Below are 19,964 nucleotides of genomic sequence, written 5' to 3' on the forward strand. Positions count from 1 at the left end.
GCGGAGGGCACCCGTTTAGGGGCGTGTGGGGTGGAGCGACCTTTCCTGAGATAAAGGAAACACGGCGAACGGAAGAGAGCCGATGTTGACTTATCGTAGGGAAAAGTCGTGAAGCCCATCAGCTCCTGGGTGCCCGGAGCTAGACACCAAATGGACTTCAGAGAACATATATTTTCATAACTGTTAAAAGGAGAGGTGAGAAAAATACCTCTTCTTTTGTTCCATCAAATATCGGTTTTCAGTGGAAATAATAAGTTGTTTTATATTAAACCATTAGAAAAAAGGAGGTTTTTTCGTGATTAAACGTACATATGCAGAAATTGCAAAAATGGCAGGTAGTGTGGAGTCTTTCCCGCAATTTGCAGATGTTCAAATCAAGGGGGTAACCATTGATTCTAGAAAAATAGAAGCAGGACAATTATTTATTCCATTTAAAGGAGAAAGAACGGATGGGCACCAGTACGTGGCAGCTGCGATAAAACAAGGAGCAGCTGCAGCGTTTTGGCAAAAGGATGTTCCGAATCCGCCAGAGAATCTGCCACTTATCTTCGTTGAAGATTCCTTAACAGCTATTCAAGCCCTTGCTAAAAGCTATCTTCAGCAATTAAGTGTTAAGGTTGTTGGGATTACTGGAAGTAACGGGAAAACATCGACAAAGGATATGACAACAAGTCTCCTTTCATTAAAATATAAAGTACAGAAAACAGAAGGTAATTATAATAACCATCTTGGCCTTCCTTTAACCGTTCTTGGTTTAGAAGAGGATACAGATATTGCGGTGCTAGAAATGGGAATGAGCGGACGCGGAGAAATTGACTTTTTGAGCCGGTTAGCAGAACCGGATATTGTAGTTATCACAAATATCGGCGAATCTCATATGCAAGATCTTGGTTCAAGAGAAGGAATTGCAGAGGCGAAGTTAGAAATTCTAAATGGATTGAAAGACAAAGGCAGATTTGTTTATTTTGGTGATGAACCCCTTCTTTCAAGTCGAATGATAGATAGTAGCATTGATGCGAAAACCTTTGGGATGAATCCTTCTAATGATTTATATCCTTTTCATATTGAGACTCTAGACAATGGCAGTGCTTTTCGGATTAACAAAATAGCCGATTCATTTGAACTGCCTGTGTTAGGAAATCATAATATTTTAAATGCATTAGCCGCAATGCTTGTGGCAGAGTATTTTAACATTCCATTCGAAGATATGAACAAAGGGCTTCAATCATTAAAGCTTACCAATATGCGTATGGAACTTGTTGAAGGGAAATCTGGAGCAAAAATTATTAATGATGCCTATAATGCAAGTCCAACTTCGATGCTTGCTGCTATTGATGTGTTGAAGAACCTGCCAGGCTATAAACAAAAAATTGCTGTTCTCGGTGATATGCTAGAGCTAGGCGATAAAGAAGAGGCTTTTCATTATGAAATGGGTGAAAAACTAGAAGGAATCGACTACGTGTTAACCTATGGAAAACTGGGAAGCTTCATAGCAAAAGGGGCGAAAACAGTTCTTCCAGAAAATCGTGTATTCAACTTTCAAGAAAAAGATCCATTAGTAGAAACATTAGCTCCTTATCTAAATCAGGGGACAGTAGTTTTAGTGAAGGCCTCTAGAGGAATGAAGCTAGAGGAAATTGTGAAGGCTATCCAATAATAGAAAAAAGCTGAGCCTTATCAGATACGCGAAAAACGTTTTCTTAGTAGGTTTGGCTTTTTTTAATAGAATCCTATCTATGTAGACAGACTTTTGATTTTAAAACTCTGAGTGGATTAGAGCGCAGAGGGCACTAGACTCTCGCACGAAGCAAGTGGTGGGAGCGGAAATCAACGGACGTCACCACAAAAAAGATTGAATATTATTACAATTAAAGTGTAAAATGTATCTAAGAGGAGGAGGGATAGAATGACGGCTTGTTTGTATATACATGGTTTTACAGGTTCTCCAATGGAGGTGGAACCACTGGCTAAATATATTCAGAATCATACCAATTGGGAATGTGTAATCCCAACTCTTCCTGGACATGGGAATGAATTAAGATTAAAAGGAATTATGTATAATGAGTGGCTACAGCATGCAGAGGAAGCGTTAAAGGATCTATTAAAAAGACATGACACCGTATTTGTTGTCGGTTTTTCAATGGGAGGATTAATAGCCAGTTATTTGGCAACAAAATATCCTATTAAGAAATTGATCCTACTGAGTGCGGCAGCCTATTATGTTAATTTTGCTCAGCTTCAAAAGGATATAAGAATAATCTTTGCTGATTTTTTTCGAGGGCGAATTAGAGAAAATGAGCAATATACTCGCTATATGAACAAAATTAAAAGTACCCCGCTAGCTGCTACTATCCAGTTCAGAAAACTAGTCCAATATGTGAAACCTTTGCTATCCAATATCCACGTACCAACGTTGATTGCCCAAGGGGATAAAGATGGTATTGTGCCATTAAAAAGTGCAAGCTATTTATACAATACGATTCGTGCTGAAAATAAGAAAATGATCTATGTAGAAGAATCCAAGCACTTAATTTGTCATTGTGAGAGAAGAGAAACATTATTTCAAGAAATAATAACATTCCTTGAGGAATCCTCATAAGTTAAAAGTGACAACAGATTTTAGGGCGTATAGATGTAAGCTTGATTGGAGAGAGTAGGATAGGCAAGCTATGTCATCTAATTTCTCTCTTTAAGGTTACTACTGGAAAAATTACAATTATAAAAGAACCCTGTAGTTCATTTGTGTCGTAAAACGTTTACACTGTCTAAATGGGAAAAACATGCATAAAACCTAGTTTTCGAATACCCAATTTATTGCAAAGCGTATTTCTTAGTGATAAGATTATTTTTAAAAGTAACGTGAAGAAACTTAACATTTGGGGCATAATGTTAATATAGAATATCAGCATTTGTAAACGATAATTTAGTCAAATAGAGAGAAATGATTTTACTAAGATGTGCTTTGTGATAATGAAAATTCCTTCTTTTTCAAAGGTGTGTAATTGTTATTTCTTTGTATTTGGCTAACTTTTCTTAAATTAGCTAATTTGTTTAAAACTCCGTGAAATAGATCATGTTGTTTCAAACGTGCATTTTGAAGATTCTCTATAAGAGAAATCACAAATTGGTAACAGAGCTATTAGTATTAAAATAGGCTGTAATCTAAAAGCTTATTGCTTTTCAATAGAAAAAGGTTGCGGATAATAGCAACAAGCTTTACGAAAAACAGCCTTAAAATAAATAGAAGTCATTTGAAATTTCCTCCTATTTATAACTCGGTTAAATAGTATCTCATAACTAATAAGACTGAAATAGTAGCATATACCTCATCATTCTCCTGATAAAGGTTGTAAGGCTATTGACACCAACAATAACTTTCGTCATTTATATAATAACGAGTATCATTTCTTTTTAATTGTTTGGGGAAGGCATAATGTGATGAATACGATATGCCATTTTAAAATGTTTCATTTAGAAAAGTGAGGTACATACGAATGGTTGACATGATGGAGGTAATCCATCTGTTTATGGATATTTTTAATGACTAGAAGGAGATTGGATATATTGGTAAAGTTTCAAGATTTAGGTATTAGTCCTGCTACAATGAAATCATTAAAAAGAATGGGATTTGAAGAAGCCACACCTATTCAGGCAGAAACTATTCCGTTAAGTCTTCAAAATAAAGACTTAATTGGTCAAGCGCAAACAGGAACAGGGAAAACAGCTGCTTTTGGTGTACCATTAGTGGATAAAATTGATGTAGCAAATGAAGTGATTCAAGGGATTATTATTGCACCAACAAGAGAGCTTGCTATTCAAGTATCAGAAGAATTATATAAAATTGGCTTCGGCAAACGTACAAGAGTTTTATCTATTTTCGGAGGACAGGATATAAATCGTCAAATACGCGCATTAAAGAAAAATCCTCATATTATTGTTGGTACTCCTGGACGTATTTTAGATCATATTAATCGTAAGACACTTCGTTTGGATAGTGTTAAAACGGTTATTTTGGACGAAGCAGATGAAATGCTAAATATGGGATTCATTGATGATATTGAATCCATCCTTTCAAAAATTCCAACAGAAAGACAAACGTTATTATTCTCTGCTACAATGCCAGCGCCTATTAGAAAAATGGCTGAGCGCTTCATGAAGGATCCGCAAGTAGTAAAAGTGAAAGCAAAAGAAATGACGGTGCCATTAATTGAGCAGTATTATATTGAAACACAGGAGAAAACAAAATTTGATATTCTAACAAGATTATTGGATATTCAGTCTCCAGAGCTAGCAATTATTTTTGGTCGTACAAAACGACGTGTTGATGAGCTTTCCGAGGCGCTAAACCTTCGTGGGTATACTGCTGAAGGCATCCATGGAGATTTGAGTCAGGCAAAACGTATGTCTGTTCTTCGTAAATTTAAAGAGGGAACTATTGATGTACTTGTTGCAACAGATGTAGCTGCACGCGGACTTGATATTTCTGGTGTAACACATGTATATAATTTCGATATTCCTCAAGATCCAGAAAGCTATGTACACCGTATTGGTCGTACTGGCCGTGCTGGTAAAGAAGGCGTAGCTATCACATTTATTACGTATCGAGAAAGATCTTATCTACAAGTTGTAGAAAAAACAACAAAAAAGAAAATGGAAAAAATGATTCCGCCAACAGTGGATCAAGCAATTGAAGGTCAGCAAAAAGCTGTCATCGAGAAAATATCACAAATTATTGATGAAAATAATTTAGATTCTTACCGAAATGTAGCAGATGAATTATTGGAGCAAAAAGATGCTTCAACTATTGTAGCAGCAGTACTAAAAATGCTTACAAAAGAACCGGATACAACACCTGTTAAGTTAACAGAAGAGAAGCCATTACCGTCGAAGCGTGACCGCAAGCCATATGATAAAAATAATGATCGTGGTGGCCGCAAAAATTATAATCCACGCCAACGTCAAGGTTATAGTAGTAACAAACGTCCAGGTCAATCAAGTGGTGGATACAATAAATCCAAGTCTTATCGTTAAGCTTAACGTTCAAAGGGGCTGGGAAAAAGTATTCCAGCCACAGACAAACCCGAACAACCAAAAGGGAATTCCATATGGTTGTTCGGGTTTTTATTAGTGTTATAAAGAGCTGTTTCAGTAAAGTTAGTGTTAGCATCCGCAGCCTGAATACACTTCGCTTTCCATGGGGCGAGCGCCGAGCCCTCCTCGTCACTCAAGTTCCTGCGGGGTCTCGGACTTTCTCGCAGCTCCCATAGGAGTCTACGTGTATTCAGGCTGCTCCGTTTTTCTTCCTAATTTATTTTTTATTGGCAAAATAAAAAGCTTTTAGGAAATAGCATCTAAAAATGAAATGGAATGAATTGTTTTTTTACACTTGATTATATTTAAAATCATAAATAAGTAGTATGAAAAAGCAGCCTTTTTTTATGAGCTAAATTAGAGATTATTCGTCTTTACAGATTGGCTATTTAGTTTTGTCACAACCTCTTTTTATTTCGATTTTTTTCTAAAAGATTGTACTGGGAACAGCTCACCCCATGGAAAACAAAATAGGGTAATAGCAGCAATGCCTATAGACTTCACAAGCAACCTTTATTTAAAAGGAGGAGGCTAAACAAAAGTTTACAGAAAAATTTGAAACCAGTTTCTATTATTTTCGTATATAGTTAGTATAAACAGACAAAATGTAGAAAAAGGGGGAATGTAATTGATCACGATGCCTCAAAATAGACTATCGAAAAAGGGGATAACTGTTTGGCGCTTAACAGGGGTAATCTCCTCTCTGATCATGATGGGGATTGGTGGTGTTTTAATCACACTCGCCATTCTGTTTGATTGGCATGTTCTTGCAAGTATAGCTACAATTGTTTATTTGCTTGTTCATGTTACTCTTACGATTGGAATCATACCACCTGTGAAGTGGAAAAGGTGGAGATACGAAGTAAGAGGAGATGAAATTGAAATACAACAAGGTGTCATTGTCATTAAACGAACGTTAATTCCGATGATTCGCGTTCAACACGTAGACATGAAGCAAGGACCTTTGTTAAGAAAGTACGGACTTGCAACAATTTCTATTTCAACAGCTGCCACCATACATGAAATCCCTGTTCTCGAAGTAGGGGAAGCAGAGGAAATAAGGCATTATATTTCTAGCAAAACGAAGGTGGCGGAAGAGGATGTTTGAAAAAAGAAGACTTCATCCTATTTCGATTGTCTATGTAATATTAAAGCGGTTAAGAGAATTTATTTTCCCTTTTATTGGAATAATTGTGCTTGGAGGAAAGCCTTCAGAATGGGGATTGTATACGATTCTAGGAGCTGCCCTTTTGCTTATCGTTATTTTAATTAGCGGGTTTTTACACTGGAATTATTTTACTTTTTATGTAGATGGCAAAGAATTACGTATAGAGCATGGTATATTGGTCAAGAAAAAACGTTATATACCCTTTGAACGAATTCAAAGCATCGATTTCACCGAAGGAATTTTTCATCGCCCATTTCGGCTAGTAAAAGTGAAGATAGAAACGGCTGGGGGGCAGGAAGCAGAAGGCGAACTTACGGCTATTTCCAAAAAGATTGCCGAAGATTTAAAGAGATATATTGTTCAAAAGAAAAATGAACAGATGGAATCAGAAGAAATAGTAGCAGAGATGGAGCCTTTTCAACAAGAAATCTATCGTATTACAAATAAACAATTAGCTATACTGGCATCTACCTCTGGTGGAGTAGGGGTTATTATCTCAGCAATCTTTGCTTTTCTTTCACAGTTTGAAGATTTAATTCCATATAACAGAATTTATGAGCATATTCAACAGTTCATTACAAGTGGTTTGGCGTTAATTTCTATCATTATCTTTGTGCTATTTGTTCTATTATGGATTCTTTCATTATTTATAACGTTGCTGAAATATGCGAATTTTACATTGTCGAAGACGAAGGATGATTTGATTATTACGCGTGGGCTAATCGAGAAAAAGCAAATTACGATTCCATTGCAACGTATTCAGGCGGTTAAAATAACGGAATCGATGCTGAGACAGCCGTTTCATTTAGCTAGTGTTTCTTTAATTAGTGCGGGAGGCTCTTTTAATGATGTAGAAGCTGCAAGTGTATTGGCGGTTCCATTATGTAAGAAAAAAGATTTACCGCATTTATTAAAAGAGATGGTTCCTGAATATGAATGGAGTAAGCAGCTTGTACCGCCACCAAAACGGTCTGTTTGGAGATATATTATTAAAAATAGTTGGATTGCACTGCCTTTTATTATTGCGCTCATCTATTTTTTCCATGGTTGGGGGATGTTATCCCTATTACTATTATTGATTTTACCATCATGGGGATACTGGAATTATCGCTCAGCAGGCTACTGGATTTCGGATAAACAATTAACCTTAGCCTTCCGTCAATTCCATAAAACGACCTTCATTATGAAGCGTAATCGCATTCAAGCCCTCTATTATACAGAGGGATGGTGGCAAAGAAAGGGAAAACTTGCATCGATTGAAGGTGTAGTTCTTTCAGGTGCCGGGGGAGCGACAGGTATGGTTACAGACCTTGCAAAAGCTGATGTAGAGAAAGTTTATGAGTGGTATTCGCTTAGATAAGAAAAGAAGGCTGCTTCAAGGGCAGCCTTCTTTCGTAATAAGATAGGTAAGATCATTGACTAAGAAAGCCAATGATTGCAAGACCGAAGATAATAATCCAAATAATAATCGATTTTGCTTCGGGTTTTTTCGTGCGCCGAAGCTGTTGTTTTAAATAGTACCATTCCTCTTTATAGCTGGAAATAATTTTCTTTCCCTTTGATTCAGAAAAGCTTCCAATGATTAGACCAGTTAAAAATCCAAAAATATGGGCGACAATATTTATATTTGGTTGTAAAAATGTCATGATTATACTTAGAACAGCAATAGTAGTAATGATTTGGGCGTTACTTTGCGAAATAATGTCTTTTCGAAAAACGACGAGACTAATATAATAGCCAAATAGACCAAAAATTGCCCCGCTAGAACCTAGATGAACATAAGTAAGAGGTTCAACAAGGAGGGTAATAATGTTTGCCGCAATTCCTGTAACTAAGTAAATAAAGAGAAATTTAAACTTGCCCAGTATTCTTTCTAAAGCTGGACCAAATAAGAAAATACTGAAGCTGTTAAATAAAAGGTGAGCAAAACCTCCATGGATGAAGATGGGAGTTATTAGTCGCCACCATTCTCCCTCTACTATATATAGATTTACACCGATCATCGTTTCTAATAAATGTTTATTTGGAAAAATAGGAAGATTGGTTAATAAATATAGTATGAGATGAATGAGTAAAATTAGAGAAACAATTGGATAATAAGCAATATACTCTTTAAAGCTTTCTCTTCTGGTAAACACTTTGTAGTTGATACCTCCTAAATAAGCTTCTTTCTACAATCATAGCCAAACAATAGGAAAAGATACAATATATTATGCTCATATTGAATAGAATAGAAGGAGTTGTCTTATGATTAAAGGCACTGGAATTGATATAACGGAAATAGAAAGAATAGAAACATTGATTCAAAGGAAGCCAACCTTTGCCAAGCGAATTCTTACCGATAAGGAAATGGAAAAATATCAGCAGCTTTCCGGTCACCGTAAAAGTGAATTTTTAGCAGGAAGGTTTGCGGCGAAAGAAGCATTTTCAAAGGCATTAGGGACAGGGATCGGAGCAAGGTTAAGCTTTTTAGATATTGAAATTGGCTATGAGGAACAAGGAAAACCTTGCATTACCAAGCCTTTTTCTAAAGGAGTTCATTTATCCATAACTCATAGCAAGCATTATGCCTTTGCCCAAGTTATTATTGAAAAATAAGGAAACGGAATAAATTTCATCGTTTTCCTTATTTTTTTTGCTTATTGAACCAAGTAGCATATTCCTGAAGGTTGTCTCATATATTCATAGAGAAATAGGAGAGACAAGTATGGGTTTTCAGTTTCTAATAGAAATTCCAAGGGATAAGGGTATTGGATTTTTCACTAGAAATGCTGTTTGCTTATTTTTCTCTCTTTCTACGTGAAATGAGAATAGGGGAGTTGAAAAAATGAACAAGAAGATTTGGTTGCTATTTGTAGGGCTAACGGTCATGCTTTTGTTAACTGCCTGTGGAACAAAATCGAAAGAAGATGTTCTGACTGATTTAAAGGAAAAGGTCGAGACAAAGGGGTATAAAGCAGACGCCGAAATGACGCTCAAAATGGGAACGGAGCCGCAAACATACGAAGTGGAAGTCTGGCATAAGGATCCAGATTTTTACCGGGTAAACCTAAAGAATTCGGCAAAGAATCAGAGCCAAATGATTTTGAAAAATGAAGAAGGCGTATATGTTTTAACTCCAGCATTAAACAAAAGCTTTAAGTTTCAAAGCGAGTGGCCAGAAAATAGTAGTCAGGCTTATCTTTATGAGTCTTTAGTGAAAGATATTGAAGAAGATAACGATGTGAAATTTTCTGCTACAGATAAGTATTATGTCTTTGAAACAAAAACGCGCTATCAGAATAATAAAATGCTTCCTACACAGGAAATTGCGTTTAGTAAAAAAGATCTTTCTCCTGTAAGTGTAAAGGTTAAGGATGTAGAGGGAGTAGCGCTTGTTACGGTTAAATTCTCGAATGTGAAGTTTGACGTTTCCTTTGATAAAAAGGATTTTGATTTACAAAAAAGTATGACAGCGGCTAAGATGGTTATTCCAGTTATGGGAGAAATAGAAGATAAAGAATTTGCCGTGAAATATCCGGAAGAACCGTTAGAAGGAGTTAGCTTGGTAGAAGAGAAGAAATTAGCTACAGAAAACGGAAACCGTGTTATTTTAACCTATGATGGGGAAAAATCTTATACGATTATTCAGGAAAAAGCGGAGGTAGCACCGGCTACGGCAGGACCAATTGTTAGTAAGGGAGATCCAGTGGATTTAGGCTTTACCATTGGGGAAGTTACAGATTCTAAAGTATCATGGACGTTTGAGGGCGTTGATTATACCATTGCATCTAGTGACTTAACTCGCGATGAATTAGTTACAGTTGCACGCTCTGTACAAGGAGAAGCAATTAAATAAGGATTATTCAGCAGCTTCTATATAGAGGCTGTTTTTTTATTGAAATGAGGTTCAGAAGTTTGATTTAGGTTTTGAAGAAAATAACTTATAAGGATTGGAATTGACAAGTAGTTAAATCAGTAGAATAATTTAGGATAAAAGTTTGTTATTTTATGAAGGACGTGTGAGGATTTTGAGTCAAGAAGATACCTTTTATCGAGATACATGGGTGGAAATTGATCTTGATGCTATTGCATTCAATGTTAGTGAATTAAGAAAAAGATTGAATCCTGAAAATAAATTAATAGCAGTAGTAAAAGCAAATGGATACGGGCATGGAGCTCTGCAAATCGCAACTTCGGCATTGCAGTCTGGTGCAGATTGTTTGGCTGTGGCCTTTTTGGATGAAGCAATTAGTTTAAGAAAAAATGGCATTACAGCGCCGATACTTGTTCTTGGCGCAAGCAGACCACGCGATGTATCGGTAGCTATACAATATAAGGTGACTTTAACTGTTTATCATATGGATTGGTTAGAGGAAGCTGCCCAATTCTTAACCAAAGATACTATTTTGACTATTCATTTAAAATTAGATACAGGCATGGGGAGAATTGGTTTTAGAAAGGAACAGGAGATTCAGCAGGTAGAAGAATTGCTGATAAATCATCCAAATATTGTGGTGGAAGGAGTTTTCACTCATTTTGCGACAGCTGATGAAAAAAATTCTCCTTACTTTGAGAACCAAATTCATCGTTTTAAGGAACTGCTTACTGCCTTTTCGAAGCTGCCAGCCATTATTCATTGCAGTAATAGCGCAGCGAGTCTTTTGTATCCGGATTTACAATACAATGCTGTTCGTATGGGGATTTCGTTGTATGGAATGACACCATCCCTTGAGATTGAGCCCGATTTGCCTTATTCCTTACAAGAAGCCTTTTCCTTGCGGACAAAATTGATTCAAGTGAAACAATTAAACAAAGGTGATAAAGTAAGTTATGGAGCTACGTATGAGGCAGAAAAAGAGGAATGGATTGGAACTTTACCAATTGGCTATGCGGATGGCTGGTTACGCAAGCTGCAAGGGCAAGAGGTTCTTGTCAATGGAATGAGAGTACCCATTGTTGGGAGAATTTGCATGGACCAATGCATGATAAGGCTGCCGTTCTATTTAGAACCAGGAACAGAAATAACGCTGATTGGAAAGCAAAAGGATGGGGTTATCTCTGTTAATGAAATTGCGGCTAAATTAGAAACAATCAATTATGAGGTCACATGTATGATTTCTACAAGAGTCCCACGGGTGTACAAAAGAAATGGCAGAGTGGAAGAAATAGTAAATCCTTTAGTCAGTGAGATGAATTAAAGGGTGGTAATAGGACGTATAGCCGGAATGGTTTTGGGCGATTATTGTAAAAAGAATAATTTTAACTCCAGAACGAAATAAAAGTAATGGATGACTAATGTAATGAATACATTAATTATGGTCACATATACCATCTAGAAATAATGTTATAAGAAAAATGTGGAAAAACCCCGATTGCATTTGAGAATATTTTTCGTTTTTTCCATTCTTTAATGCATAAAAGGGATAATTTTTGGTGGATAATACTGTAGAATTGCTGAATGGACTTTGCAGAAACAACTATTAGTGGTATGATTAAAAAAAGCAGAGCTAAAAATGGTGTGTAGTGATGGTGGAGGTGTGTGTTTGTGTCTGAATCTAGCGCAACGACAGAGATCATGATAAAATTACCAAAGCATTTGTTAACTGAATTGGACGGCTTCGTTAAGCAAGAAAATGTAAACCGTAGTGAATTTATTTATCAAGCAACGAAAATGTATCTTCGCGAACGGAAAAAGAGACATATACGCGAATCGATGAGACGAGGATATATGGAGATGGCTAAATTAAATTTATCCATTGCATCAGAAAGCTTTCTCGCAGAATACGAGGCAGAGCATACAGTAGAACGTCTTGTAAGCGGAGGGTAATCCTTTGATTGTCAAACGTGGTGACGTTTATTTTGCAGACCTATCCCCAGTTGTTGGTTCAGAGCAAGGCGGCGTCCGTCCTGTACTTGTCATTCAAAACGACATCGGGAATCGGTTCAGTCCCACAGTCATTATTGCAGCAATTACAGCTCAAATTCAAAAGGCTAAATTGCCGACTCATGTGGAAATTGATGCGAAGCGATATGGTTTTGAAAGAGATTCAGTAATTCTTTTAGAACAAATTCGTACGATAGATAAACAGAGGCTAACGGACAAAATTACTCATCTCGATGAGGAAATGATGGAAAAGGTCGATGAAGCTCTACAAATTAGTTTAGGTCTCATTGAATTTTAAGTATAGAATGCGCTCGTTGTAGCGCTTTTTTTTATAGCTAAATTCGTCCGTTCTATATGAATCAAAGCCTATATGTCTTAAATGAAAACTTCCTTTTTTTAAGGAGGTTCTTTTTATTTTTATAGCCAATATTTAAGGGAAAGCAGGGATTCATAAAGCGGTGAAATAATATAATATTTTTTAATGGAGGTTTCAAAAATAGCAAGAAAGGGAATATAGAAAAGTCGATATCTATATACATATAGGATACGTCCATTTCCAAGTGGAAAATAATGCCCAAATATACCGCTAGTTTTTCAATATATCCGTTTTTGAAAATAGAAAGTATCTCTTTATGTGATAAAATGGAGGAAGGCTACCTTAAAATATGGAGCGATTAAACCAGTGAAAATATACGTCAAATCCATTTAGAGAAATTATAAAAGAAAATGGCAAGAGCGTAAAATATATTAAAAGAAAGTTGGTTGGTTTTGGGTGAATAGAGTGAGAATACCAATATTAAAACTTTATGACTATTTGCTAGTATCTATTCAATGGGAATTAGATGACCAAACAGCCCTTCAGTTTCAAGAGGATTTATTAAATAAAATCCATGAGACAAGTGCAAGTGGAGTAGTTATTGATTTAACTTCTATTGATTTTATAGACTCATTTATTGCCAAAGTATTAGGTGATGTTATCGGCATGTCAAAGCTAATGGGGGCCAAGGTAGTACTTACGGGAATTCAGCCTGCTGTTGCCATCACCTTAGTAGAGCTAGGTATCAGTTTGAACGATGTTTTAACTGCCTTAGATCTAGAAAAAGGTTTGGAGAAATTACAACAGGAATTGGAGGATTGACCTATGGGAGACCAATCCTGTGTAAAAATCGTAAATGAATGGGACATCGTTGCAGCTCGGCAATTGGGTAGAAATATTGCAAGAGAGCTGGGCTTCGGTACCGTCGATCAAGCTCGTATTACAACTGCGATTAGTGAATTGGCAAGGAATATATATTTGTATGCTGGACAAGGGCAGATTTGTATTGAAAAGCTTTTTGATAATGGGAAAGCTGGTTTAAAACTAATTGCGATAGACAGCGGTCCTGGAATTAAAGACATAAGACAAGTAATGCAAGATGGTTTTTCTACTTCGGGAGGGTTAGGAGCTGGATTACCAGGTGTAAAACGGTTGATGGATGAGTTTGATATTAAAACCTCTATAGGCGAGGGGACAGAAATTCAGGCAGTGAAGTGGCTAAGATAGGGGGGAGAGATAATGGATTTCCGAGAAATGATGGAGTCTAAGTATCGAGATCTTCTAGTGAATTATATTAAAGATGAATCTGAACAGGCTCTTTATCAAGGGCAAAAGTTTAGCAGGAAATCGATTGAACAAAAAATTTCACCAGAAGATATAATCAGTTTACATAAATCTATTCTGATGGATTTATATCCAGATATGCCTGAATATGTACCCAAATCCTTTGATATTCTTTTAGAGGTAATGATAGGCTATGGATTTGCTTATAGAGAACATCAAAGTCTTCGACATGTTCAACAAGAATTAAGAAGTGAAATGGAAATCGCAGCAAATGTACAACAAACATTATTAAGTACGGATATTCCAGAAGCAGAAGGATTAGACATTGGCGCAATCAGTGTTCCTGCTAAAATGATGAATGGTGATTATTATCACTTTGTTCATGATGATGATCAGGTTATTAATATTGCCATTGCGGATGTGATTGGAAAAGGAATTCCTGCCGCTATGTGCATGTCGATGATTAAGTATGCAATGGATAGTCTCCCGGAAAATAGGAATAAACCAAGCAATGTATTAGAAAATTTAAATAGGGTAGTAGAGCAAAATGTAGATCCTAGTATGTTCATTACGATGTTTTATGGAGCATATGATGTACTGTCGCATGTATTCCATTATGCATCGGCTGGTCATGAACCAGGCTTATATTATCACGCGGAAACAAAACAGTTTAGTGAGCTAAAAACAAAGGGCTTACTCCTTGGTGTGGATAAGAAAACAAAATATCAACAATTTCAAAAACATATTTACCCAGGTGACATGATTGTTTTAATGTCAGATGGAGTAACGGAATGTAGAACAGAAGAAGGCTTTATCGATAAAGAAATTCTTCTTGGATACATAAGAAAACATATGCACTTAGATGCACAAGAGATTGTCAAAAATGTTTATAAGGAATTAGAAAAGATTCAAGACTTCCAATTACGCGATGATTTTACTTTAATTATTTTTAAAAGAAGAGTTTAACATCGTAAAAGATGGGGTAAAAGAAAATATCGTAATAATGTAAAGGTGGGTCGGGATGAATATCATAATAGATGTAAAGGAAAAAGAATTGGATGTAGAAGTTAAAATTTCTGGTGAAATTGATGCGTATACCGCTCCGAAATTAAGAGAGCGAATTTATTCCTTTTCCGAAAAAGAAGGAATAAAAATGGTAATAGATTTATCGGATGTTAACTATATGGATAGTACTGGTTTAGGAGTGTTTGTAGGCATCTTTAAGAATGTTCGAGCAAACAATGGTGAATTCAAGTTAATAGGTCTATCAAGCCGCTTGATCAGGTTATTTGAAATCACTGGATTGGCAGATATTATCGACATAAATAGTAAGATAGAAGGTGGAATCCAATGAGTCATTTTGAGTACATCGAAATGAAAATTCCTTCTAAACCAGAGTATGTAGGCATTATTCGCTTAACTTTATCTGGAATTGCAAGCAGAATGGGCTTTAGCTATGATGAAATTGAAGATTTAAAGATAGCAACTAGTGAAGCGTGTACCAATGCTGTGCAACATGCGTATAAGAATAACGACGCGGGAGAAGTTTTGATTGGATTTCGATTATATAACGATCGCTTAGAAGTCATTGTAGCTGATAATGGAAAGAGTTTTGACTTTCATTCTACTACAAAAGATTTGGGGCCGTATGAACAGGATGAGTCAGTGGAATTTCTTCGTGAAGGGGGACTTGGCCTATACTTGATCGAAACATTAATGGATGAAGTAAAGATTCACCATAATAACGGGGTAACTGTTTTCATGACTAAATACCTCGAAGGAGAGCAGGTGGAGAGGGATGCAGAAACAATCTCAACCTAATCGCCATTTATCAAAAGAAAAAGTAAATGAATTAATTAAAGAGTTTCAACTTACGCAAAATGAGCAAGCACAGGAAGCACTTGTCATTAATTATCGTGATTTAGTAGAGATGCTTGCAAGGAAATATTCTAAAGGGAAAATGTTTCATGAGGATATTGCGCAAGTAGGAATCATTGGATTAATAGGAGCCATTCAGCGTTATGATGAAAGCTTTGGTAAAAGTTTTGAGGCTTTTGCTGTCCCAACGATAATTGGCGAAATTAAACGGTTCTTAAGAGATAAAACGTGGAGTGTTCATGTTCCTAGAAGAATCAAAGAGTTGGGTCCAAAAATTAAGAAGACAGTTGAACAGCTTACCACTGATTTACAGCGTTCTCCAAAGGTAAATGAAATTGCCGATTATTTAGATGTATCCGAAGAAGAAGTGCTAGAAGCAATGGAAATGGGCAGAAGCTATCAGGCATTGTCTGTTGATCATTCGATTGAAGCAGATTCGGAGGGCGGAACGGTTACCCTTTTAGATATTGTAGGAGATGTGGATCAAGGCTTTGAAAAAGTAAATCAAAAGTTAGTGCTGGAAAAAGTACTGCATGTATTAACAGAGCGAGAAAAAAGTATTATTCAATATACATATTTGGATAATCTTAGTCAGAAGGAAGCTGGAGAAAAACTAGGGATATCTCAAATGCATGTTTCTAGGCTTCAGAGGAGAGCGATTAAGAAACTTCAAGAAGCAATTCAGGCAGAGTCCAATAATTCGGAGTTTATCTTATGAATGAATGGAAAGACAATAATGTCCATGTACTCGCCTATCAGACTAGTAAGAAAGGGAAAACCCTTTGTGGAGATAGTTTTTTTTATACATCAACGGATGAATACTTTGTTTGTGTGTTAGCAGATGGTCTTGGCAGTGGTGAATATGCAAACGAAGCATCCGTTGCAGTTACTGAGTTGATTAAAGAAAATCATGAAAAATCAGTAGAGGAATTAATGGAACTATCGAACAATGTTCTTATAAAGAAAAGAGGAGCAGCAGTTTGTGTTTTTAAAATAAACTATGCTTCAAAGACCGTTGTTTATAGCTGTGTAGGTAATATTCGATTTTTTCTTTATTCTCCCTCAGGTAAATTGACCTATCCACTCCCGGTAACTGGTTATTTATCAGGAAGGCCTCAACAATATCATACTCAACGGTTTACTTTTGAAAATCATGCGAAATTCCTTGTTTTTTCCGATGGATTTAATATTCAAGGAATCAAAAACTTGCTGAAAGGGTATTTACCTATTAACATCATAGCAGATAACATTGTTGGAAAATATAATAATTTTGACGATGATTCAACCTTTATACTTGGAAGCTTGCTTTAAAAAAGTAAGCTTTTTCTTTTTGTCTAAATAGGTACTAGCTTCAAGCTAACGAGACAAACTAAGCGAAGGAACAGAAATTCCTTTCTGTACATAATAGGCTTTCGTAATACCTTTTGATAAAATAGAAGTAGGAAAAATAAAAGATATTCCTTTTAGTGGATTAAGAGAATGGAAATAATGTATCTTTAGTGATTGTTCGATGGAGTAGAAAGGATAGTGAGTGGTATGGAGAAAGTTTTGGAACAAGAAAAAGGACAGAATTACTTAACTATTATTGCAAAAGAACAGAATGTATCAACTAAACAGGTGAAAAGTGTAATTACGCTAATTGAAGATGGCAATACAGTTCCTTTTATTGCCAGATATAGAAAAGAACAAACAGGTGCATTAGATGAAGTGCAAATTAAGGATATTATCGATCGCTATACATATATTCAAAACTTAGCACAAAGAAAGGAAGAAGTTATTCGTTTAATCGAAGAGCAAGGCAAGCTGACAGAAGAATTGCGTAACAATATTATAAACGCAATCAAACTGCAAGAAGTTGAAGATCTGTATCGTCCGTACAAGCAAAAGCGTCGAACAAAAGCAACCATTGCAAAAGAAAAAGGATTGGAGCCTTTTGCAGAATGGTTGTTGAGTATGAAGAAGAAAAGCTCTTTGGAAGAAGAAGCCCGTAAATATATATCCGAAGAAAAAGAAGTGCTAACAATCGAGGATGTAATCAGTGGAGCGAAAGATATACTAGCAGAGCGCATATCGGATGATGCGGAAAGCAGAAAATGGATAAGAAGTAAGTCGATGCTTACCGGGAAAATCCAATCTAACTCTAAAAATGTAGAGAAGGACGAAAAAAATATTTATGAAATGTACTATGAATATGAAGAACCAGTTAATAAGATTGTTCCTCACCGTACATTAGCTTTAAATAGAGGAGAAAAAGAAGATATTCTAAAAGTAGCCATTATTGTGCCAATAGAAGTGATTACAGCATACTTGGAGAAAAAGTGGATTACAAATGAGCATTCCCCTGCAGCGATGATTATCAAAGAGGCAATAGAAGATGGTTATAAACGTCTAATTCAGCCATCCATTGAAAGGGAAATAAGAAATGAGTTAACAGAAAAGGCTGAGGAGCAGGCAATACATATTTTCTCAGAAAATCTTAGAAATCTATTATTGCAACCACCTCTTAAAGGAAAAATGGTGCTTGGAGTAGATCCAGCCTATCGGACAGGGTGTAAGTTGGCAGTAGTTGATGAAACGGGAAAAGTATTAGAAATTGGTGTGATTTATCCTCACCCACCCGCTTCCAAAAGAGCAGAGGCAGCTACTAAATTTCAAAGTATTATTGATCGCTATGATATTGAAATGATTGCAGTCGGGAATGGTACCGCTTCTAGAGAGACGGAACAATTTGTTGCTGAAATGCTAAGTAAACAAAATAAAGAAATCTACTATTTAATTGTGAACGAAGCTGGAGCAAGTGTTTATTCGGCTTCAGAAATTGCGAGAGAAGAATTTCCGGATTTTCAAGTAGAAGAAAGAAGTGCGGTTTCGATTGCAAGAAGATTGCAAGACCCGCTAGCAGAATTAGTGAAAATTGATCCGAAATCGGTAGGGGTAGGCCAATATCAGCATGATGTTTCACAAAAGAAATTAGCAGAATCCTTACATTTTGTCGTAGAAACAGCGGTTAACCAAGTTGGTGTGAATGTAAATACGGCATCGTCCTCTTTATTGCAATATGTAGCTGGTCTTTCGAAAGCTGTTGCTAATAATATCGTAAAGAAACGGGAAGAAGAAGGAAAGTTTAGCAATCGCAAACAATTAAAGAAGATTCCGCGTTTAGGGGCAAAAACATATGAACAGGCAATTGGCTTCTTGCGTGTGTTGGATGGAGAAGAGCCTTTAGATCGAACAGGCATCCACCCAGAGCATTATGATGAAGTGAAGAAACTTCTATCTAAATTAGGGTTTAAGTCACAAGATATTGGTACTCCGGAGTTAAGGGAAGTACTATCTAAAGTTGAAATGAAGGCAATCGCAGAAGAACTTAATATGGGAGAACTTACATTAAAGGATATTATTGATGCATTAGTTCGTCCATCGAGAGATCCACGTGAAGATCTGCCTGCGCCATTATTGAGGAAAGATGTCTTAAAGCTAGAAGATCTACAAACTGGAATGGAGCTACAAGGTACGGTTCGAAATGTAGTCGATTTCGGTGCATTCGTAGATATAGGGGTAAAGCAAGATGGTTTAGTTCATATTTCAAAGCTAAGCAATAAATTTGTTAAGCATCCACTTGATATAGTAAGTGTGGGGGATGTTGTTACAGTTTGGGTAGATAGTGTTGATCATAATAAAGGAAGAGTTGCACTAACTATGTTAAGTCCGAAAGAAGAGAAATAATAATAACCAAGGATTGCCTGCATTTCAGGAAAGGATGAAATGCAGGCAATCCTAATTTTTAGGAAGCTGAGAATAATAGCTAAAGATATGTGTATGCATAATCGAGCATAACGGGAAGTTAACTAGGAGTATTCTTACGGCAATAGTAATACCAACATTGATTTAATAGCTTTACTTGATAGCTGTTTTTTTCGTAGAAAGCTTTTTTGATTTGGTTTTGTAACCAATTAGGCATTATATTCACTCCTTGTCATAATCGTTATAGCTAGGTGATGAACATAGTTCGATGCTTCTGCTGTTTTTTCCATAGTGTCTAAAGAGAAGGAAGAAAAATAGATGTGAATGATTATCTTCTTAATCAAACATAAAGATTCTTCTCTAAATGGTGTAAGGTAAGAAAGTGCTTTGATTTTAAGCAGTATTATATAATTGTATTAGTTTTGTAAGGTATAAGATTATTGTATGCTATAATAGTTTGTCTTGTTGAGGGGGGATGAGCGGAACGATGACAAATGAGGAATTACAACGATTGGTTGAGGATATTTCATGGGAATATTTTGAAAGAAAGTTTGAACATAAAGCATCTTTTAATCCTAGATTGCGAACTACTGGCGGTAGGTATTTATTGAGCTCTC

Annotated in this window: 20 protein-coding genes and 1 pseudogene; 19 read left to right on the plus strand and 2 right to left on the minus strand. The window is 36.2% G+C overall.

Features of this window, described 5'->3' with window-relative positions; translation table 11 throughout:
• Positions 1 to 295 precede the first annotated feature (295 nt).
• The 5 genes from RTL21_RS21860 to RTL21_RS21880 all read left to right on the plus strand — a co-directional run bounded on the left by RTL21_RS21860 (position 296) and on the right by RTL21_RS21880 (position 7,619).
• Entirely contained in the window at positions 296 to 1,657 is a 1,362-nt protein-coding gene (locus RTL21_RS21860) for a UDP-N-acetylmuramoyl-tripeptide--D-alanyl-D-alanine ligase (RefSeq protein ID WP_312099109.1), read from the plus strand.
• 249 nt (positions 1,658 to 1,906) lie between these two features.
• Positions 1,907 to 2,599 carry an alpha/beta hydrolase gene (locus RTL21_RS21865; protein ID WP_312099111.1) on the plus strand — a complete coding sequence of 231 codons (693 nt, stop codon included), beginning with the start codon at positions 1,907 to 1,909 and terminating at the stop codon, positions 2,597 to 2,599.
• Positions 2,600 to 3,564: 965 nt separating this feature from the next.
• On the plus strand, positions 3,565 to 5,031 hold the full coding sequence (gene cshA / locus RTL21_RS21870; protein WP_312099113.1) for a degradosome RNA helicase CshA: 1,467 nt from the start codon (positions 3,565 to 3,567) through the stop codon (positions 5,029 to 5,031).
• 697 nt (positions 5,032 to 5,728) lie between these two features.
• Entirely contained in the window at positions 5,729 to 6,199 is a 471-nt protein-coding gene (locus RTL21_RS21875; RefSeq protein ID WP_312099144.1) for a PH domain-containing protein, read from the plus strand.
• The gene (locus RTL21_RS21880) at positions 6,192 to 7,619 is read left to right on the plus strand and encodes a PH domain-containing protein (protein WP_312099115.1); all 1,428 of its coding nucleotides are present in this window, start codon (positions 6,192 to 6,194) and stop codon (positions 7,617 to 7,619) included. The genes RTL21_RS21875 and RTL21_RS21880 overlap by 8 nt, the downstream gene beginning before the upstream one ends.
• A gap of 52 nt (positions 7,620 to 7,671) precedes the next feature.
• On the opposite strand, the gene RTL21_RS21885 is transcribed toward RTL21_RS21880, so the two are convergent.
• Complete coding sequence (locus RTL21_RS21885) at positions 7,672 to 8,397, minus strand: rhomboid family intramembrane serine protease (RefSeq protein ID WP_312099117.1); 726 nt, start codon at positions 8,395 to 8,397, stop codon at positions 7,672 to 7,674.
• 109 nt (positions 8,398 to 8,506) lie between these two features.
• Here RTL21_RS21885 and acpS point away from each other — a divergent pair, with 109 nt between their 5' ends.
• The 13 genes from acpS (at position 8,507) to RTL21_RS21950 (ending at position 19,329) form a co-directional block, all read left to right on the plus strand.
• Positions 8,507 to 8,857 (plus strand): holo-ACP synthase, encoded by a 351-nt coding sequence (acpS, locus tag RTL21_RS21890; protein ID WP_312099119.1) that lies wholly within the window; start codon positions 8,507 to 8,509, stop codon positions 8,855 to 8,857.
• A 229-nt stretch (positions 8,858 to 9,086) separates the two neighbouring features.
• Positions 9,087 to 10,097: a LolA family protein gene (locus RTL21_RS21895; RefSeq protein ID WP_312099121.1), complete on the plus strand. Its 1,011-nt coding sequence runs from the start codon at positions 9,087 to 9,089 to the stop codon at positions 10,095 to 10,097.
• Positions 10,098 to 10,269: 172 nt separating this feature from the next.
• Complete coding sequence (gene alr, locus RTL21_RS21900) at positions 10,270 to 11,439, plus strand: alanine racemase (RefSeq protein ID WP_312099123.1); 1,170 nt, start codon at positions 10,270 to 10,272, stop codon at positions 11,437 to 11,439.
• Positions 11,440 to 11,786: 347 nt separating this feature from the next.
• Entirely contained in the window at positions 11,787 to 12,068 is a 282-nt protein-coding gene (locus RTL21_RS21905; RefSeq protein ID WP_016201247.1) for a CopG family ribbon-helix-helix protein, read from the plus strand.
• Between the two features lie 4 nt (positions 12,069 to 12,072).
• Positions 12,073 to 12,423 carry a type II toxin-antitoxin system endoribonuclease NdoA gene (gene ndoA, locus RTL21_RS21910; RefSeq protein ID WP_016201246.1) on the plus strand — a complete coding sequence of 117 codons (351 nt, stop codon included), beginning with the start codon at positions 12,073 to 12,075 and terminating at the stop codon, positions 12,421 to 12,423.
• A gap of 483 nt (positions 12,424 to 12,906) precedes the next feature.
• Positions 12,907 to 13,263 carry an STAS domain-containing protein gene (locus RTL21_RS21915; protein WP_031540168.1) on the plus strand — a complete coding sequence of 119 codons (357 nt, stop codon included), beginning with the start codon at positions 12,907 to 12,909 and terminating at the stop codon, positions 13,261 to 13,263.
• 3 nt (positions 13,264 to 13,266) lie between these two features.
• Entirely contained in the window at positions 13,267 to 13,668 is a 402-nt protein-coding gene (locus RTL21_RS21920) for an anti-sigma regulatory factor (protein ID WP_312099129.1), read from the plus strand.
• Between the two features lie 12 nt (positions 13,669 to 13,680).
• On the plus strand, positions 13,681 to 14,691 hold the full coding sequence (locus tag RTL21_RS21925; protein WP_312099131.1) for a PP2C family protein-serine/threonine phosphatase: 1,011 nt from the start codon (positions 13,681 to 13,683) through the stop codon (positions 14,689 to 14,691).
• A 55-nt stretch (positions 14,692 to 14,746) separates the two neighbouring features.
• Positions 14,747 to 15,079 (plus strand): anti-sigma factor antagonist, encoded by a 333-nt coding sequence (locus RTL21_RS21930; protein WP_312099133.1) that lies wholly within the window; start codon positions 14,747 to 14,749, stop codon positions 15,077 to 15,079.
• A complete protein-coding gene (gene rsbW, locus RTL21_RS21935) occupies positions 15,076 to 15,546 on the plus strand; it encodes an anti-sigma B factor RsbW (RefSeq protein ID WP_016201240.1) in 471 nt (156 codons plus the stop codon). Before RTL21_RS21930 ends, rsbW begins: the two co-directional genes overlap by 4 nt.
• Positions 15,524 to 16,321, plus strand: a complete 798-nt coding sequence (sigB, locus tag RTL21_RS21940; RefSeq protein WP_312099135.1) for an RNA polymerase sigma factor SigB — start codon at positions 15,524 to 15,526, stop codon at positions 16,319 to 16,321. The genes rsbW and sigB overlap by 23 nt, the downstream gene beginning before the upstream one ends.
• Entirely contained in the window at positions 16,318 to 16,914 is a 597-nt protein-coding gene (locus tag RTL21_RS21945) for a PP2C family serine/threonine-protein phosphatase (RefSeq protein ID WP_312099137.1), read from the plus strand. Before sigB ends, RTL21_RS21945 begins: the two co-directional genes overlap by 4 nt.
• 225 nt (positions 16,915 to 17,139) lie before the next feature.
• Positions 17,140 to 19,329, plus strand: coding sequence for a Tex family protein (locus tag RTL21_RS21950; RefSeq protein ID WP_312099139.1), 2,190 nt, complete (start codon positions 17,140 to 17,142; stop codon positions 19,327 to 19,329).
• A 118-nt stretch (positions 19,330 to 19,447) separates the two neighbouring features.
• Here RTL21_RS21950 and cmpA read toward each other — a convergent pair whose 3' ends face one another.
• Positions 19,448 to 19,564 (minus strand): cortex morphogenetic protein CmpA, encoded by a 117-nt coding sequence (gene cmpA, locus RTL21_RS21955; RefSeq protein WP_101729026.1) that lies wholly within the window; start codon positions 19,562 to 19,564, stop codon positions 19,448 to 19,450.
• Between the two features lie 270 nt (positions 19,565 to 19,834).
• Between cmpA and RTL21_RS21960 the strand changes: the two are divergent.
• Positions 19,835 to 19,964: pseudogene (locus tag RTL21_RS21960) on the plus strand (SprT family protein); the annotation flags it as partial.

Origin of the sequence: Niallia sp. (assembly GCF_031978665.1) — a bacterium.
Classification (GTDB): Bacteria; Bacillota; Bacilli; order Bacillales; family Cytobacillaceae; genus Niallia.

Coding starts and splice junctions, on each gene's coding strand:
- RTL21_RS21865 (WP_312099111.1), top strand. CDS start 1,907: ATGACGGCTTGTTTGTATATACATGGTTTTACAGGTTCTCCAATGGAG.
- RTL21_RS21875 (WP_312099144.1), top strand. CDS start 5,729: ATGCCTCAAAATAGACTATCGAAAAAGGGGATAACTGTTTGGCGCTTA.
- RTL21_RS21880 (WP_312099115.1), top strand. CDS start 6,192: ATGTTTGAAAAAAGAAGACTTCATCCTATTTCGATTGTCTATGTAATA.
- acpS (WP_312099119.1), top strand. CDS start 8,507: ATGATTAAAGGCACTGGAATTGATATAACGGAAATAGAAAGAATAGAA.
- RTL21_RS21895 (WP_312099121.1), top strand. CDS start 9,087: ATGAACAAGAAGATTTGGTTGCTATTTGTAGGGCTAACGGTCATGCTT.
- RTL21_RS21920 (WP_312099129.1), top strand. CDS start 13,267: ATGGGAGACCAATCCTGTGTAAAAATCGTAAATGAATGGGACATCGTT.
- RTL21_RS21925 (WP_312099131.1), top strand. CDS start 13,681: ATGGATTTCCGAGAAATGATGGAGTCTAAGTATCGAGATCTTCTAGTG.
- RTL21_RS21930 (WP_312099133.1), top strand. CDS start 14,747: ATGAATATCATAATAGATGTAAAGGAAAAAGAATTGGATGTAGAAGTT.
- rsbW (WP_016201240.1), top strand. CDS start 15,076: ATGAGTCATTTTGAGTACATCGAAATGAAAATTCCTTCTAAACCAGAG.
- sigB (WP_312099135.1), top strand. CDS start 15,524: ATGCAGAAACAATCTCAACCTAATCGCCATTTATCAAAAGAAAAAGTA.
- RTL21_RS21945 (WP_312099137.1), top strand. CDS start 16,318: ATGAATGAATGGAAAGACAATAATGTCCATGTACTCGCCTATCAGACT.
- RTL21_RS21950 (WP_312099139.1), top strand. CDS start 17,140: ATGGAGAAAGTTTTGGAACAAGAAAAAGGACAGAATTACTTAACTATT.
- cmpA (WP_101729026.1), bottom strand. CDS start 19,564: ATGCCTAATTGGTTACAAAACCAAATCAAAAAAGCTTTCTACGAAAAA.